The 15,046-nt window shown below is 66.3% G+C and carries 20 protein-coding genes; 15 read left to right on the plus strand and 5 right to left on the minus strand.

Going from position 1 to position 15,046, the window contains the following annotated elements:
- Position 1 precedes the first annotated feature (1 nt).
- From hisF to I2488_RS06370, 12 genes are all read left to right on the plus strand, one after another.
- Positions 2-763, plus strand: coding sequence for an imidazole glycerol phosphate synthase subunit HisF (hisF, locus tag I2488_RS06315; protein WP_196274948.1), 762 nt, complete (start codon positions 2-4; stop codon positions 761-763).
- Positions 764-860: 97 nt separating this feature from the next.
- On the plus strand, positions 861-1,025 hold the full coding sequence (locus I2488_RS06320) for a PEP-CTERM sorting domain-containing protein (protein ID WP_196274949.1): 165 nt from the start codon (positions 861-863) through the stop codon (positions 1,023-1,025).
- Between the two features lie 149 nt (positions 1,026-1,174).
- Positions 1,175-1,498: a phosphoribosyl-ATP diphosphatase gene (locus tag I2488_RS06325; protein WP_196274950.1), complete on the plus strand. Its 324-nt coding sequence runs from the start codon at positions 1,175-1,177 to the stop codon at positions 1,496-1,498.
- A gap of 1 nt (position 1,499) precedes the next feature.
- The gene (locus I2488_RS06330; RefSeq protein WP_196274951.1) at positions 1,500-1,877 is read left to right on the plus strand and encodes a histidine triad nucleotide-binding protein; all 378 of its coding nucleotides are present in this window, start codon (positions 1,500-1,502) and stop codon (positions 1,875-1,877) included.
- A 75-nt stretch (positions 1,878-1,952) separates the two neighbouring features.
- The gene (locus I2488_RS06335; protein WP_196274952.1) at positions 1,953-2,417 is read left to right on the plus strand and encodes a YbgC/FadM family acyl-CoA thioesterase; all 465 of its coding nucleotides are present in this window, start codon (positions 1,953-1,955) and stop codon (positions 2,415-2,417) included.
- Positions 2,414-3,115, plus strand: coding sequence for a protein TolQ (tolQ, locus tag I2488_RS06340; protein ID WP_196274953.1), 702 nt, complete (start codon positions 2,414-2,416; stop codon positions 3,113-3,115). The genes I2488_RS06335 and tolQ overlap by 4 nt, the downstream gene beginning before the upstream one ends.
- Positions 3,116-3,118: 3 nt before the next feature.
- Entirely contained in the window at positions 3,119-3,571 is a 453-nt protein-coding gene (locus I2488_RS06345) for an ExbD/TolR family protein (RefSeq protein WP_196274954.1), read from the plus strand.
- A gap of 10 nt (positions 3,572-3,581) precedes the next feature.
- A complete protein-coding gene (locus I2488_RS06350; RefSeq protein WP_196274955.1) occupies positions 3,582-4,517 on the plus strand; it encodes a hypothetical protein in 936 nt (311 codons plus the stop codon).
- Positions 4,514-5,896 (plus strand): Tol-Pal system beta propeller repeat protein TolB, encoded by a 1,383-nt coding sequence (gene tolB, locus I2488_RS06355; RefSeq protein ID WP_196274956.1) that lies wholly within the window; start codon positions 4,514-4,516, stop codon positions 5,894-5,896. The genes I2488_RS06350 and tolB overlap by 4 nt, the downstream gene beginning before the upstream one ends.
- A 102-nt stretch (positions 5,897-5,998) precedes the next feature.
- Positions 5,999-6,517 (plus strand): peptidoglycan-associated lipoprotein Pal, encoded by a 519-nt coding sequence (pal, locus tag I2488_RS06360; protein ID WP_196274957.1) that lies wholly within the window; start codon positions 5,999-6,001, stop codon positions 6,515-6,517.
- A 109-nt stretch (positions 6,518-6,626) separates the two neighbouring features.
- Positions 6,627-7,160: a J domain-containing protein gene (locus I2488_RS06365; RefSeq protein ID WP_196274958.1), complete on the plus strand. Its 534-nt coding sequence runs from the start codon at positions 6,627-6,629 to the stop codon at positions 7,158-7,160.
- Positions 7,148-8,047, plus strand: a complete 900-nt coding sequence (locus I2488_RS06370) for a phytanoyl-CoA dioxygenase family protein (RefSeq protein ID WP_196274959.1) — start codon at positions 7,148-7,150, stop codon at positions 8,045-8,047. The genes I2488_RS06365 and I2488_RS06370 overlap by 13 nt, the downstream gene beginning before the upstream one ends.
- On the opposite strand, the gene I2488_RS06375 is transcribed toward I2488_RS06370, so the two are convergent.
- Genes I2488_RS06375 through I2488_RS06390 form a run of 4 tightly spaced genes read right to left on the minus strand, consistent with a single transcriptional unit; the run spans position 7,965 to position 10,857 of the window.
- Positions 7,965-9,167 carry a CCA tRNA nucleotidyltransferase gene (locus tag I2488_RS06375; protein ID WP_196274960.1) on the minus strand — a complete coding sequence of 401 codons (1,203 nt, stop codon included), beginning with the start codon at positions 9,165-9,167 and terminating at the stop codon, positions 7,965-7,967. The two genes, I2488_RS06370 and I2488_RS06375, sit on opposite strands and share 83 nt — an antisense overlap.
- On the minus strand, positions 9,160-9,762 hold the full coding sequence (locus I2488_RS06380; protein WP_196274961.1) for a CoA pyrophosphatase: 603 nt from the start codon (positions 9,760-9,762) through the stop codon (positions 9,160-9,162). Before I2488_RS06380 ends, I2488_RS06375 begins: the two co-directional genes overlap by 8 nt.
- A complete protein-coding gene (locus I2488_RS06385; RefSeq protein WP_196274962.1) occupies positions 9,759-10,325 on the minus strand; it encodes a DUF1285 domain-containing protein in 567 nt (188 codons plus the stop codon). Before I2488_RS06385 ends, I2488_RS06380 begins: the two co-directional genes overlap by 4 nt.
- Before the next feature lie 22 nt (positions 10,326-10,347).
- On the minus strand, positions 10,348-10,857 hold the full coding sequence (locus I2488_RS06390; RefSeq protein WP_196274963.1) for a GNAT family N-acetyltransferase: 510 nt from the start codon (positions 10,855-10,857) through the stop codon (positions 10,348-10,350).
- A gap of 237 nt (positions 10,858-11,094) precedes the next feature.
- On the opposite strand from I2488_RS06390, the gene I2488_RS06395 reads away from it, so the two are divergent.
- Genes I2488_RS06395 through I2488_RS06405 form a run of 3 tightly spaced genes read left to right on the plus strand, consistent with a single transcriptional unit; the run spans position 11,095 to position 13,647 of the window.
- On the plus strand, positions 11,095-12,504 hold the full coding sequence (locus tag I2488_RS06395; RefSeq protein WP_196275080.1) for a cytochrome ubiquinol oxidase subunit I: 1,410 nt from the start codon (positions 11,095-11,097) through the stop codon (positions 12,502-12,504).
- Positions 12,501-13,499 carry a cytochrome d ubiquinol oxidase subunit II gene (cydB, locus tag I2488_RS06400; RefSeq protein WP_196274964.1) on the plus strand — a complete coding sequence of 333 codons (999 nt, stop codon included), beginning with the start codon at positions 12,501-12,503 and terminating at the stop codon, positions 13,497-13,499. The genes I2488_RS06395 and cydB overlap by 4 nt, the downstream gene beginning before the upstream one ends.
- A complete protein-coding gene (locus I2488_RS06405) occupies positions 13,486-13,647 on the plus strand; it encodes a DUF2474 domain-containing protein (RefSeq protein ID WP_196274965.1) in 162 nt (53 codons plus the stop codon). The genes cydB and I2488_RS06405 overlap by 14 nt, the downstream gene beginning before the upstream one ends.
- Here the strand turns inward: I2488_RS06405 and I2488_RS06410 are convergent.
- Positions 13,628-15,022 (minus strand): short-chain fatty acyl-CoA regulator family protein, encoded by a 1,395-nt coding sequence (locus I2488_RS06410; RefSeq protein WP_196274966.1) that lies wholly within the window; start codon positions 15,020-15,022, stop codon positions 13,628-13,630. The genes I2488_RS06405 and I2488_RS06410 overlap by 20 nt on opposite strands.
- Positions 15,023-15,046: the final 24 nt, after the last annotated feature.

Below are 15,046 nucleotides of genomic sequence, written 5' to 3' on the forward strand. Positions count from 1 at the left end.
CATGACCGTCCGCGTCCGCGTCATCCCCTGCCTCGATGTCCGCGATGGCCGCGTGGTCAAGGGCGTCAACTTCGTCGATCTGCGCGATGCGGGCGATCCGGTCGAACAGGCGCGTGCCTATGACAAGGCTGGCGCCGACGAACTGTGCTTCCTCGACATTTCCGCCAGCCACGAAGGCCGCGGCACGCTGCTGGATGTTGTCGCGCGCACCGCCGAAGTCTGCTTCATGCCGCTCACCGTCGGTGGTGGGGTGAGGGCAGTCGAGGACGCCCGCGCACTCCTCCTCGCCGGGGCTGACAAGGTTGCGGTCAATTCCGCCGCCGTCGCCCGGCCCGAACTGGTGCGCGACATTGCCGAGAAGTTCGGCGCGCAGTGCGTGGTCGGCTCGGTCGACGCCCGCCGCACCGGACCCGGCAAGTGGGAAATCTTCACCCACGGCGGGCGCAAGGCCACCGGCATCGATGCGCTGGCTCACGCCGTCAACCTCGCGACCCTCGGTGCTGGCGAACTGCTCGTCACCTCGATGGACGGCGACGGCACGCAAAAGGGCTATGACCTCGAACTGACCCGCGCCATCGCCGATGCCGTGCCCGTTCCGGTCATCGCCAGCGGCGGCGTCGGCAGCCTCGATCACCTTGTCGAAGGCGTGACCAAGGGCCATGCCAGCGCGGTTCTCGCAGCCTCGATCTTCCACTTCGGCACACACTCGATTGCAGAGGCGCACGCCGCACTGCGCGCTGCAGGACTGCCCGCAAGGTCCTGAGTCCCAAGATGGGGCATTAACCATCTGATATACGGGATTTTACCGAATCGCGTCCTCTGGCATTGGTCTGGCGTTAACAACCAAGGTCGCTGGTCACGTGCTTCGTATCGGAACGTCCCTCTTTGCAGTCCTGCTGTCGGTCGCGCCAGCTCTGGCGCAATCGAGCGGCATCTCGATCCCGGAACCCACCGATGGCGCCCTGTTCGGCATCGGCCTCGTCGGCCTGATTGTCGGCCGCCACATCGCCAAGCGCCGCAAGTAGAATCGTCATCCGCGCGCAGGCGGGGGCCCAGCGACAAGCAAGGCCGTCGCAGCGCGACGACGCTTCAGCGAGGCTGGATTCCCGCCTGCGCGGGAATGACGAAGTGCGCCCCTTGACCACCCCCCTCCATCCGCGCCATTGCGCATGGCATGGAACACGGTGAAATCCTCGCCCGGCTCGAAGCCACGATAGCCCAGCGCCGTCAGGGCGATCCATCTGCCAGTTATGTGGCCAAGCTTAACGCCAAGGGCATTGCCAAGATCGCCCAGAAGGTCGGCGAGGAAGGCACCGAAACCGTCATTGCCGCGCTCGCGGGAGACCGCAAGGAGCTCGTCGGCGAAGCGGCGGACCTTATCTTCCACCTGATGGTGCTGCTCTCCGCCAAGGACGTGCCGCTGGCCGAAGTCCTGGCCGAACTGGAACGCCGCGAAGGCACCTCGGGGATCGCCGAAAAAGCCAGCCGGAGCAACTGACATGGCCGTTGACGCAACCCAGCCTTACGACGACCAGAACGTCTTCGCGAAGATCCTGCGCGGGGAAATTCCCAACCGCACCGTCTATGAAGACGACTTTGCGCTCGCCTTCCACGACATCAATCCGCAAGCACCCACCCACGTGCTGGTGATCCCCAAGGGCGCCTATGTGTGCTGGGACGACTTTTCGGCCAAGGCATCCGAAGCGGAAATCGCTGGCTTCGTCCGCGCCGTCGGCAAGGTCGCCCGCGATCTCGGTCTGGTGGCTCCGGGCTATCGTCTCCTCGCCAACACCGGCACCGACAGCCATCAGGAAGTGCCGCACCTGCACGTCCACCTCTTCGCCGGGCAGCCGCTCGGCCCGATGCTGGTGCGCTGAAAAGGGGGAACACGGGGGTAAGCCGTTAACCACCCCTTGCCCTTCGACTCGTCGCAAGGGTAGGGTCACCGCCGAATGTCCGTTCCGCTTGCGCCCTCCGGCCTGTTCGATGGCCCTCAGCACCTTTACCCGGTCCGCGTCTACTTCGAGGACACGGACCTTTCGGGCGTGGTTTATCACGCCAACTACCTGCGCTGGTTCGAGCGCGCCCGCTCCGACATGCTGCGCCTGCTCGGCATAGACCAGCGCGCTGCCCACGAAGCGGGCGAGGGCGCCTACGCCGTCAGCGAGATGGACCTGCGCTACCTGCGCCCGGCCAAGCTTGATGACGAAGTGCTCGTCCGCAGTCACGTTGCCGAACTTTCGCCCGCCACCTGCCGGATCGTGCAGCGTGCGTTCAGGGACGAGACGCTTCTGTGCGAGGCGAGGGTGCGCGTCGCCTTCGTCGCGCCCAATGGCCGTCCCCGTCGCCAGCCGCGCGAATGGATGGCCGCTTTCCAGACGATAACAACTGCTCCCGAAGGACAGGAAACCGCATGACTCTCCCGATGCTCGCCAATGGCGTTGCCTTCGCGCCGACCTCGCTCAACCCGGTGAAGCTGTTCCTCGATGCCGATTACGTCGTGCAGGCCGTCATGATCGGCCTCGTGCTGGCCAGCGTCTGGACCTGGACGATCATCATCGGCTTCTCGCTGAAGATGGGCAGCGTGCAGAAGGGCTGCGACAAGTATGAGCGCGAGTTCTGGGAAGCCCGCGACATTGACCAGTTCCAGAAGGACAACAAGGGTTGCGATCTCCCCTCGGTCCGCGTGGTCAATGCCGCGCTCGCCGAATGGCGCCGCTCTACCTCGGGCAATGCGATCGATCGCGAAGGCACACGCCAGCGCCTGAACACTGCGCTTGACGGAGCGGTTGTTGCCGAGACCGACGCCCTTGCCAGCCGCCTCAACTTCCTCGCCACGGTCGGTTCGGTCGCGCCGTTTGTCGGCCTGTTCGGCACGGTCTGGGGCATCATGGACAGCTTCTTCAACATCGGCGCGCAGCAGAACTCCTCGCTCGCCGTAGTTGCGCCGGGCATTTCCGAGGCGCTCTTCGCCACCGCCATCGGTCTGTTCGCGGCTATTCCCGCCGTCATCGCCTACAACCGCTTCTCGCACCGCGTGAACCGCTTCGAGACGCGGCTCTATCGCTTCGCCGACCGTTTCCACGCCTCGCTCAGCCGCGAACTGGAGGTCTGAGTCATGGCGATGTCCATGGGTTCCGGCGGCGGAGGCGGTCGTGGCCGCAGAGGCCGTGGCGGCCGCGCCGCGATGAGCGAGATCAACGTCACCCCGCTGGTCGACGTCATGCTCGTGCTGCTGATCATCTTCATGGTCACCGCGCCGATGCTGGCGGCGGGCGTGCCGGTCGACTTGCCCGACAGCAAGGCCGACCCGCTCGATCAGCAGCAGGACCAGATCACCGTCACCATCGATGCGCAGGGCAACGTCTTCCTCGATGACCAGCAACTCGCTCCCGGCGAACTGACCGACCGTCTGGCAGGGCTTCAGAAGGGGCCGAAGCCGCCGCTCGTCACGTTGCGCGCTGACCGCGTACTCGATTGGGGGCGCGTCGCTGCCGTGATGGGCGAGCTCAATGCTGCGGGCTTCAAGTCGATCTCGCTGGTCACCAACAGTTCATCCGCACCGCAATAGGCCTGAAGCGATGCGCGATCCCACCGCAGGAGGACTTTCGAAGCAGGAAGGGGCAGGGCTGGCCATCGCCGCCTTGGCGCACGCCGGCCTGCTCGGCTTCCTGATGCTCTCGCCCCCGGGCAAGACGATCAAGCCGCCGCCGCAGCGGATGGAAGTGACCTTCTCCGACGAAATCGCCGACCAGTCGACCTCGCCCGATCCCATGGCCGAGTCCGCGCCCGACGTTGCGCCGGAACTGGGCGAACCTGCGCCCGAACCCGTCGCACAGCCGCAACCGTTGCCCGAGCCGCCGAAGCCGGTCCCTGCGCCACCACAGCCCAAGCCAGTGCCCGCACCGCCGAAGCCCGCGCCAGCGCCTCAGCCGCAACCCAAACCCGCTCCGCCGAAACCGGCCCCGCCCAAGCCAGCCCCGCCCAAGCCTGCCCCGCCCAAGCCAGCCCCGGCAAAACCGGCGCCTGCAAAACCGGCTCCCGCCAAGGCAGCACCGGCCAGGCCCGGCGACGAAAGCCCCCGCCGCCGCCCCGACGCGCCATCGGGCGGCAGCCGCATCGGTTCGGACTTCCTCAAGGGTATCCCCGGCTCGACCAAGCCCGGCACGGCAAAGACTCCGCCTGCCGCAGTCGCCGGGCCCGAGGTCAAGGCATCGCTCGCCAGCGCCGTCGCGCGGCAGGTCAAGGCGCATTGGGTCGGCCCGCAAGGCGTCGATATCGACAAGCTGGTCACGGTGCTCGCCTGGGATCTCAATCCCGATGGCAGCCTCGTCGGGCGTCCGCGCGTGGTCAGCCAGACCGGCATCACGCCCGCAAACGAGGCTCAGGCCAAGCGCCACGCCGAACTCGCCATCCGCGCGGTCCAACTCGCCGCGCCCTTCGATCTTCCCTCCGAATACTACGCCAACTGGAAGCGCATCTCGGCCTTCCGGTTCGACAAGAGGCTGTCCCAATGAAAATCCGCGATCTTCTCCTGTTCGGCACGCTTCTGACGGCACCGGCCATGCTTGACGCGCAGCAGACCACGGTGCCTTCGTCGAGCGCTTCGCAGGCCGCTCCGGAAGACGAAGGCCTCACCGGCTCGGTCACCGACGAAAGCGAATGGCAGGACCTCGGCATCGCCATCCCGTCCTTCCCGACCAACGCCTCGGTCCCGACTGCGGCCGAGGGCGGCAACACCGAGGCCCTCGGCCGCAACGTCGCCCGCGTCGTCTACAATGACTTGCGCAACAACGGCCTGTTCAAGCCGGTCGGCCCCGACCAGCTCCCCGAAGTCGCCTTCCCGCAGGTCACCGCGCCGACTTTTGACGCCTGGCGCGGACGCTCTGCCGAAATGCTGGTGCAGGGCTTCGTCAAGGCCAACGACGATGGCCGCCTGACTGTCGGCTGCTACCTCTACGACGTCGCGCTCGGCAGCGAACTTGCGCGCCAAGGCTATGTCGTGAAGCCCGAGGAATGGCGCCGTGCCGCGCACAAGTGCGCCGACATGGTCTATTCGCGCCTCTCCGGCGAAAGCCCGTTCTTCGACAGCAAGATCGCCTATATTGCCGAAACCGGCCCCAAGGACCGTCGCCGCAAGCAGCTGGCGATCATGGATTCCGACGGCGCCAACCACCGCTTCATCACCAATGGCCAGGCCACCGCGCTGACCCCGCGCTATTCGCCCGACTATAGCAAGATCGTCTACCTCAGCTATCTCAACGGTGCGCCGCGGATCTACGTCTACAACATCGGCACCGGCCAGCAGACGCTGGTCACCTCCAGCACCAATCCCACCTTCGCCCCGCGCTGGTCGCCCGATGGCAAGTGGATCCTCTATTCGATGGCCATTGCCGGCAACACCGACATCTATCGCGTGCCGGCCACTGGTGGCCAGTCCACGCGCCTGACCGACAGCCCGGGCATCGACGTCGGTGGCTCCTATTCACCCGACGGTAGCAAGATCGTGTTCGAAAGCGACCGTTCGGGCAGCCAGCAGCTCTATGTGATGGACGCCGATGGTTCGAACCAGAAGCGCATCAGCTTCTTCGGCGGCCGCGCCGCCACGCCCGAATGGTCCCCACGCGGCGACCAGATCGCCTTCACCCACATCGGCGGCAACTTCCGCATCGCCGTGACCGACCCATATGGCAAGGGCATGCGCTTCCTGACCGACTCCTGGCAGGACGAGGCTCCGACCTGGTCTCCGAACGGTCGCATCGTCCAGTTCTTTCGCACCGAGCGCGGCAGCGGCAAGACCGGCATCTGGCAGGTCGATCTGACCGGACGCAACGAGCGGAAACTCAATACGCCCGTCGATGGTTCAGACCCTGCATGGGGTCCCGTACTGCCGTAGCCTAGGGGCCTCCCGTAACCAAAGGGTGGAATTGCGTCCTTGTCATTCCATCGCACAGACTGCACGATACGTCGCCATCTCTCCCATCCCTCCCACAGGAGAATGCCCATGAACCGTCCGATCCTGATTGCCGGCCTTGCTGCCGTCACGCTCAGCCTCGGCGCCTGCGCGTCGAAGCCCAAGCAGCTTCCGCCTGAACCCGGCACCACCACGACCACGCAGACGACCCCGCCGCCCAGCCAGCCGACCGGCCCGGTTCCCGGCAGCCAGGCCGATTTCGTCGCCTCGGTCATTTCCGATACGGTCAACTTCGATACCGACCGCTACAACATCGACGCGTCCGATCAGGGCATCCTGCAGAGCCAGGCCTCGTGGCTTGCCCGCTATCCGGCCAAGCGCATCACCATCGAAGGCCACTGCGACGAGCGTGGCACCCGCGATTACAACATCGCGCTGGGTGAGCGCCGCGCCAATGCGGCCAAGAACTATCTCGTCAGCCTCGGCGTCGATCCCTCGCGCATCACCGTCGTCAGCTATGGCAAGGAACGGCCGCTGGCGCTGGGGTCGGACGAGGAATCGTGGGCGAAGAATCGCCGCGCCGTCACCGTCACCGTCAGCTGATCCGCTGCACAGCATGCAAAGGCCCGGTCCGCAAAGGTCCGGGCCTTTTGCTTTGCCTGCACCACACCCATCTTGACCTTTCCCGCCGGTTTGGCTTGAGGCTAAGGCAATGGCACGCAACACACGATCGAGCGATTGGGGCTTCCCCCGCTGGCGCGGCTACGGCAGCGCCTTCGAGGCTGCGCCGGTGCGCCTGTGCGATCGTGCCGGGTGCGACCAGAAGGGCGATTGCCCCGCACCCAAATCGCCGAACAACCCGGATCGCTGGTACTTCTGCCAGCAGCATGCCGCCGAATACAACCAGGGCTGGAACTACTTCGAAGGCCTCGACAAGGAAGAGGCCGAGCGCCGCGAGGCAGAGGAGCGCGGCGAGGCCTCGGGCTTCCGTCAGGCCGCATGGGCCGAATGGGGCGGTTCGGGCGACGGCACCCGCAGTCGTGACGAGTTGCGCGCTCTCGAAACGCTCGGCCTTGATCCCGACGCGGATTTTGACGCCGTGAAAAAGGCGTGGCGCTCCAAGGCAAAGGAAGTCCACCCCGATGTCCGCCCCGGCGACAAGGCGGCGGCAGAACAGTTCCAGAAGCTTCAAGTCTCCTACGAAGTATTGCGCGCGGCCGAAGAGCGTCGCGAATGGAAGGGCTAGAAATGGCGGGGATCGAACGGTTCGGCGCCGGGCAGGCCGCTCAGGCGGCGGAAGTTCTGGCCCGCGATGGCGTCATAGCGTTCGACCGCATCTTCGATCCCGGACTGATTTCGCGGATCGGCCAGGAATTGCGCCGCCAGGTGCCCGGAGCCTTTGACGAAGCGGCGCGACAGCCGGAAGATTATCTCAGCGTCGGCGATCATCGCATCAACGGCCTTGTCCCGATCGGCAGGCGTCTTTCCGGCGTACTCGATCTTCTGCTCGATCCCGCACTGGAAACGTTCTTTGTCGGCGCGCTGGGCGAGGGCTGGGTCTATGAGTCGTTCGGCGTGATCAGTTCCTTTCCCGGAGCTACGCTGCAGCATCTCCATTCCGACGACAATTTCCTGTTCGAAGGCAGCGAGCATGACGGGCAACTGCCCGCCTTCGCCCTGACCATCGCGATCCCGCTGGTCGAAGTGAACGATGTCAACGGCGGCACCGAATTCCTCATCGGCACCCATCGGGAGAAGAAGCAGCAAAGCTATCCCGGCACTGCCGTTTCCAGCCCGATGCAACCGGGCGACTGCATGATCTGGGATTTCATGATCCGGCATCGCGGGCGGCCCAACACCAGCACGGCGGCGCGGCCGATGCTCTACATCACCGCCTGCCGTTCCTTCTGGACGGACTCGGTCAATTTCCGGCCCAACGCCCAGAAGCTGGTCATCCAGCCCGATCTGGTCTGGTCCCTGCCGCCCGAAAAGCGCCGCCGCCTCAAGCGCTTCAAGCCGATGCCGGGGCTCGGCACCGGCCTGCGCAGCGTCAGCCGTGCGGTGAACTGGTATGCGCCAGGGCTTCATCAAGGATTGATGAAACTCTTGCGTCGTCGGGGAAGCCCTCGCTGATCCACTGATTTTCCACCGTGCGTAGCAAGCGCGCGACTTCGGGACCGGCAGTCACGCCACGCGCAACGATTGCACCGCCCTTCAGCGGGAACACCGGCGCGGTCCAACCATCGAGCGGTGTGATCGACGTCCCGCCGATCAGCAACCGGTCCCGCGCTTCCTCGATCCCCACGCGATAAGCCAGCGCCCGCGCATCCGCTTCCCCAGCCTCACGTGCAGCAACCGTTGCCAGCCGCTTGCGCTGCGCCACCGACAGGCGCAACCGTGCCGCAACCTGCTCGGCCAGCGGCGGATCAGGGGGCAACAATGCCGCCAACCGTCGCAATCCAACCCCCTGCGCACCCGCCTCGCGCTCGTTGCCGATCAGCCTGTCGAGCGCAGCGAGCCCTTCGTTGGTGGCTTCGGGCAATACATGGGCCAGAACCCCAAGCTCGGCCATGCGCCGGACCGTCGGCGCCGGATCGGGCAGGCCCAGCAGGTTCATCAGTTCCCACCCTACGCGCTCGCGCGAAAGCCCCTTCATCCCGGCGGCAAGCTCCGCAACTGCCCCTTCCGCCTCCGCATCGGCAGGAATGGAACCGAACCGCGCCTGAAAGCGGAAGTAGCGCAGGATGCGCAGGTAATCCTCGCGGATGCGTTCGCGGGCGTCGCCGATGAAGCGCACGCGCCGTGCGGCAAGGTCGGCCAGCCCGCCGTGATAGTCGAACACGTCCAGCGTGCGCGGATCGGCATAGAGCGCGTTGATCGTGAAGTCCCGCCGCGCCGCATCGTCGCGCCACTCGGTCGAAAAGGCCACGGTGGCATGGCGGCCATCGGTCGAAACGTCGCGGCGCAGCGTGGTGATTTCGACCGTTCCCCCGGGCAGAACAGCTGTCACTGTGCCATGGGCTATGCCGGTCGGCACGGCCTTGATCCCGGCGGCTCCAAGCCGTGCAGCGGTCTCATCCGGCAGCAGCGTCGTCGCCATGTCTACGTCCTTGGGCGCGATCCCCAGGATCGTGTCGCGCACCACGCCGCCCACCCAGCGACAATTGCCCTGAGACGCAGGATCGAGCGCAGCGACCAGCGCGGCAAGGTCCTCGCGGGCGGTCCACGCTGCGGCAGGCAGGCGCTCAGTCATGCCAGCTTATCCGCTTTGCCAGGTTGGAGATGATCGCCGCCGTCACGCCCCATATGCGATGCTCGTTCCACAGGATCTCGATGAAGCGCCCCTTGTGCCCGTTCCATTCCGCCGATTGCCACACATGCTGCGCCGGATCGAGCAGGAAGCCCAGCGGCGGCTCGAACCAGCCCGCCACTTCGGCAGGGTTCGGCTGCAACGGCAGGTCGGGCGGTACCATCGCCAGCACCGGCGTGATGTCATAGCCGGTGCCAGTGCGGAATCGGTCGGTTTCGCCGATCACCGTGACGTCCTCGGGCCGGATGCCCAGTTCCTCGTTCGCCTCGCGCAGCGCCGCCTCGATTGGCGTCTCGCCCGGATCGAGCTTGCCGCCGGGAAACGCCGCCTGTCCGGGATGCGCGCGCATGTGCGAAGGCCGATGGATCAGCAGCACGCCGGGGCCGTCTGGATGATCCCGCCGCTCCGTCACCGCGATCAGCACGGCGGCAGGGCGCAAGCCATGTTCGGGCAGGGGGCGCCAGTCTTCGTAGAGTTCCTTCGCCGGTACGCGATGCCCCTCGGCGTAGAGGTCCGTCAGTCGCGCAAGAAGGCTCATGCGTCAGGAACCAGCGCGAAACGCTGCCCCAAACTCTCGACCACAAGCTCCTCGCCAAGCGAAAGCGCGTGCTCGATCAGTTGTCCATAAGTGCTGCGATTGAGCCGCGCCTCGGTGCCATACCGCACCGCCAGATAGAACGCCGGCACGTCCGCCGTGCCCGCCACGCGCAAGGGGTGATCATGCCCGCACACCACCAGATCGTCGCTGTTCAGCCGGAACGCCAGCGCCGCGCGCCCCTCGGCATCCAGCTTGACCTGCATGTCCGTGGCGATGAAGGCGGCGTCCTCCACCTCGATCGAAAGCTTCTGGAACGGCGTCACCATCCAGTGCTGCCCCTGCTCGTCCCGCGTCAGCAGCGAGGAAAACGCCCGCACCATGGCAGGGCGCCGGATCTCGCCACCCTGATGGAACCACCGCCCGTCGGCGGCAATGCGCATCTCGCTGTCGCCAATCTCCTGCGGGCTCCACTGGTCGACCGGCGGCAGTTTGCGCGCGGCCACCTGCTCGGCCAGTTCGGCAAGGCTCAGCGATGCGAGTTCGGGCGGGGGAGAGTAGGGCACCGTTTGCCGATGCCAGATCGGATCAGCGCCGCCAAGGCCCCAACATGCCCTCTTGCGGCAGGACGGCAGGATTGGCGGTGCGGCACAGCAGGCGATGCTGCTCATACGGCCCGGGCAGGCGCCATCCTCCGGTGTTGGCATTGCTGAAGCCGAAGAAGCGCTCGTAGTATTCCGGATCACCGATCAGCACCTGCGGCAGCGGCGCGCGCGGATCGATCGCGGTCAGCGCCGCCGTCATCAGCGCCTTGCCAAAGCCTTCGCCCTGCAGGTGCGGCATCACCGCCACCGGGCCGACCATGATCATCGGATGCATCCGCCCGCTCTCGTCGGTCAGCGCCACCGGCCAGCACTGGATCGTGCCGGCCAGCATGTCCTCGTCATCGAGCGCGGCGAACGACAGGTTCGGCAGCCACTCCATGCCCTCGCGCACCTTGTAGGCGGTTCGCTGGTGCCGCGCCGGTTCGAACGCGGCATCGAGCAACTGCTCGACCAGCGCGGGATCGACATCGGCAAGCGGGATGATCTTGGACAACGGCAGGGCCTTACTGAAGCCGGTCACCCGGCGGGAAGCGCGCCGATAGCCCCCATGGTCCCCCGCTGCAAGTTTGGAGGAACATGACGTTCGTACGGCGGTTCTCCATGTGCAGAAACTGCAAGCGCCACAACGGGAATATCACTTTAGCTTCTTCTCATATATAGCTAGGAAGTGCTTGAGGCGCCAAGAGAAGACGCCCGGTCCCGCGCAGGGGAGATAGACGTGTTCGCAGGTATGGACGCCCAAGCGGCGGCGCTGGTTCTGGCGCGTATGCAGTTCGCCTTCACGGTGAGCTTCCATTTCATCTTCCCGGCCTTTTCCATCGGCCTTGCCAGCTACCTTGCCGTGCTCGAAGCGCTCTGGCTCAAGACCGGCAAGGACCTCTACCTCGACCTGTTCCGCTACTGGTTGAAGATCTTCTCGGTGGCCTTCGCGATGGGCGTGGTCTCCGGCCTCGTGATGTCCTACCAGTTCGGCACCAACTGGTCGGTCTTCTCCGACAAGGTCGGCGGCGTGATCGGCCCGCTGATGGCCTACGAGGTGCTGACCGCGTTCTTCCTTGAAGCCGGGTTCCTCGGCGTCATGCTGTTCGGCATGAACCGCGTCGGACGCGGCCTCCACTTCGCCGCCACGCTTATGGTCGCCGTCGGCACTTTCATCTCGGCTTTCTGGATCCTCTCGGTCAACTCGTGGATGCAGACGCCGACGGGCTTCGAGATGGGGCCGAACGGCGAATTCCTCCCCGGACCGAGCTGGACGGCGATCATCTTCAACCCCAGCTTCCCCTATCGCCTCGTCCACACCGTCATCGCCGCTTACCTCACGACGGCCTTCGTCGTCGGCGCGGTCGGCGCGTGGCACCTGCTCAAGGACCGCGCCAACCTCCACGCGCGCAAGATGTTCTCGATGGCGATGTGGATGGCAGCGCTGGTCGCCCCGGTGCAGATCCTCGTCGGCGATGCCCATGGCCTCAACACGCTTGAGCATCAGTCCGCCAAGGTCATGGCGATGGAGGGTCACTACCAGTCCCACCCCGATGGCGCGCCGCTCTACCTGTTCGGCATTCCTGACGACGCAAATCAGAAGCTCGACTACGCCATAGCCATCCCCAAGGCCTCGAGCCTGATCCTCAAGCACGATCCCGACGCCCCGCTCGCAGGTCTCGACACCATCGCGCCCGACAAGCGCCCGCCGGTGTGGATCGTGTTCTGGTCGTTCCGCATCATGGTCGGCCTCGGCTTCCTCATGCTCGGCCTCGGCCTGTGGAGCCTGCTCGCCCGCACGCGCAAGAAGCTCTACGACTGGCCCATGCTCCACCGCCTCGCCGTGCTGATGGGGCCCTCGGGCTTCGTCGCCGTGATCGCCGGATGGGTGACGACCGAAGTCGGACGTCAGCCCTGGACGGTCTATGGCCTCCTGCGTACCGCTGACTCGGTCAGCCCCATCGCCGCGCCCGCCGTCGCCACCTCGCTCGCCGCCTTCGTCGTGGTCTATTTCGCGGTCTTCGGCATCGGCACCTGGTACATCCTCCACCTGATGAAGGACGCGCCGCATCCGCACGAGCCCGGCCCCGAACAGGACGAGCGCGCCCCGATCCGCTCTGCCGGCATCACCCCCGCCCAGCAGCAGGAGGAAGTGGAATGATCGACCTCACCACGATCTGGGCCCTGATCATCGCCTTCGCCGTGCTCATGTACGTCGTGATGGACGGTTTCGACCTCGGCATCGGCATCCTCTTCCCGTGGTTCGGCGTCGGAGAGGAGCGGGATCAGGCGATGAACGCCATCGCCCCGGTGTGGGATGGCAACGAGACCTGGCTCGTCCTGCGTGGGGGAGGGCTGCTCGCCGCGTTCCCGCTGGCCTATGCCATCATCCTGCCCGCAACCTACCCGCTGATCATCGCGATGCTGCTCGGCCTCGTCTTCCGCGGCGTCGCGTTCGAATTCCGCTGGCGCGATCCCCGCCACCGCGCCTTCTGGGACTTGGCGTTCTTCTCGGGATCGCTCGTCGCCGCCCTCGCGCAAGGCATAACCCTCGGCGCACTGCTGCAGGGCATCCATGTCGAGGGCCGCGCCTATGCCGGTGGCTGGCTTGACTGGCTCTCGCCCTATTCGCTGCTGACCGGCGCTGGCGTCGTCGCCGGTTACGCCCTGCTTGGTGCCTGCTGGCTGACAATCAAGGTCGAAGGCAGCGCCGAGGACAAGGCCTTCCGCTTCGCAAGGCTATCCGCTTTTGCCACGCTCGCCCTGATGGCCGCCGTGAGCCTCGCCACGCCGTTCCTCGCCGGGCAGTACTTCCAGCGCTGGTTCACCGAACCGATGGTGTTCTGGCTGACCCCGGTGCCGCTCGCGACGGCAGCACTGGCCATATCGCTCCTGCGCTCGCTGCAGCAGCGCCAGCCGGTGCGCCCGTTCCTCTACGCGCTCGGCCTGTTCCTGCTCGGCATGATCGGCTTGGGCGTCTCGATGTGGCCATGGGTCGTGCCGCAGAGCATTTCGATCTGGGACGCCGCCGCGCCTGAACGCAGCCAGGTCTTCATGCTGATCGGCGTCGGCCTGATCATGCCGCTGATTCTGGGCTACACCGGTTGGGCCTACTGGGTCTTCCGGGGGAAGGTCGGCACCCATGGCTATCATTGATCCGCGCCTCGATGGAGCGGACCGGGCCGAGGCCACGCCGCTATGGCAGCGCCTCGGCTGGATGGCCGCGATCTGGCTCGGCAGCGTCCTGACCTTGGGCGCGGTCGCCACGGTCATCCGCTACTGGCTCAACTCTCCGCAAAGCTGAACGGCTCGGCCCCGCGCCGGTAGTCGTCGGGCAGGATCTCGCGCCCGATCGGTGGCTCGGCCCGCGCCGTGCACTGCGCGCGATGGCACAGGCGGCAGGTCACCCCGATCGGCGTCGCCTCCACCGCCTTGGGATCGGCCCCCGCCGCATAGACCAGCCGCGGCGCATGTTCCGCCGCGCAGGCCAGCGCAATCGCCCGTGTCCATCGCGGCCGTCCGAATCCGCCGCCGCCCGAAGTGACCGTCCGCGCCAGCGAGAAGAAGCGCTGACCGTCCGGCAGTTCCAGCCACTGCGTCACGATCTCCCCCGGCGTGCGGAAGCATTCGTGCACGCTCCACAGCGGACACCCGCCGCCATGCGCGGCAAAGGGAAAACCCGCCCCGTCCAGCCGCTTGGAAACATTGCCTGCGGTATCAACGCGGATGAAGAAGAACGGCACCCGCTCCTGCCCCGGCCGGTTGAGCGTGGTCAGCCGGTGCGCCACCTGCTCGAAACTCGCCCCGAACTGTCCCGACAGCGCCTCGATGTCATAGCGCCGCGCGTCGACAGCCCGCGCAAAGCGGTCATAGGGCATCACCAGCGCCGCCGCCGCATATCCTGCCAGCGCCCGCCGCACCAGTTGCGCCGCCGTCTCGCTGGCAAAGCTCTCGCCCCGGATCACGCCCGCGATCTCGCTGCGCAACGCGGTATAGGCAATATGCTGCATCAACTGCCACGCGCGGCCCGATGGCGACAGCGTATCGTCGATCAGCAACTGCTCGTTGTGCCGGTCATAGCGCCGCACCGCATCCATCATCACGTCGGGTGGCAGGAAGCGCACCCGCACCCCGCGCAGGCGCAGCCACTCCGCCGCGCCACCCGCCTTGGCGATCTCGTCGGCCAGTTCCTCCGCCTTCGAATCGATCGCCGGGAAGTAATTGCGCCGCGCCGCCACAAAGCGCCGCGCCTCGCCCACCGGATCGCTCGCGCCGGTTCCCGGCACCGCGCTGCGCTGTTCCGCCAGCGCCTGCTGCTCGCGCTGCCAGGCTCCGTAAAGCCGCAGCAGTGCTTCGGTCACCCCCGGAAAGCTCGCCGCCACGTCCGATACTTCCAGCGCAGGCAGGTCGATGTCGTTGAAGATCGGATCGCGCAGTGCGTCCGCCATCCTGCGCGCGTAGTCGTCGCGCTCGTCGCTGGCGAGGTCGGCCATGTCGAGCTTGTAGGCCCGCGCCAGCCGCAGCAGCAGGTCCGCCGTCAAGGGCCGCTGGTTTCGCTCGATCAGCGCGATGTAGCTTGGCGAAATGCCCAGCTCGTCGGCCATCGCCTGCTGCGTCAGGCCCAGTTCGCGGCGGATGCGCTTGAGCCTCGGCCCGAGGTACAACGGTCTTGTCGACACTTCACACGTCCCTTTGTCGTCACT

The organism is Novosphingobium jiangmenense, assembly GCF_015694345.1.
Classification (GTDB): Bacteria; Pseudomonadota; Alphaproteobacteria; order Sphingomonadales; family Sphingomonadaceae; genus Novosphingobium; species Novosphingobium jiangmenense.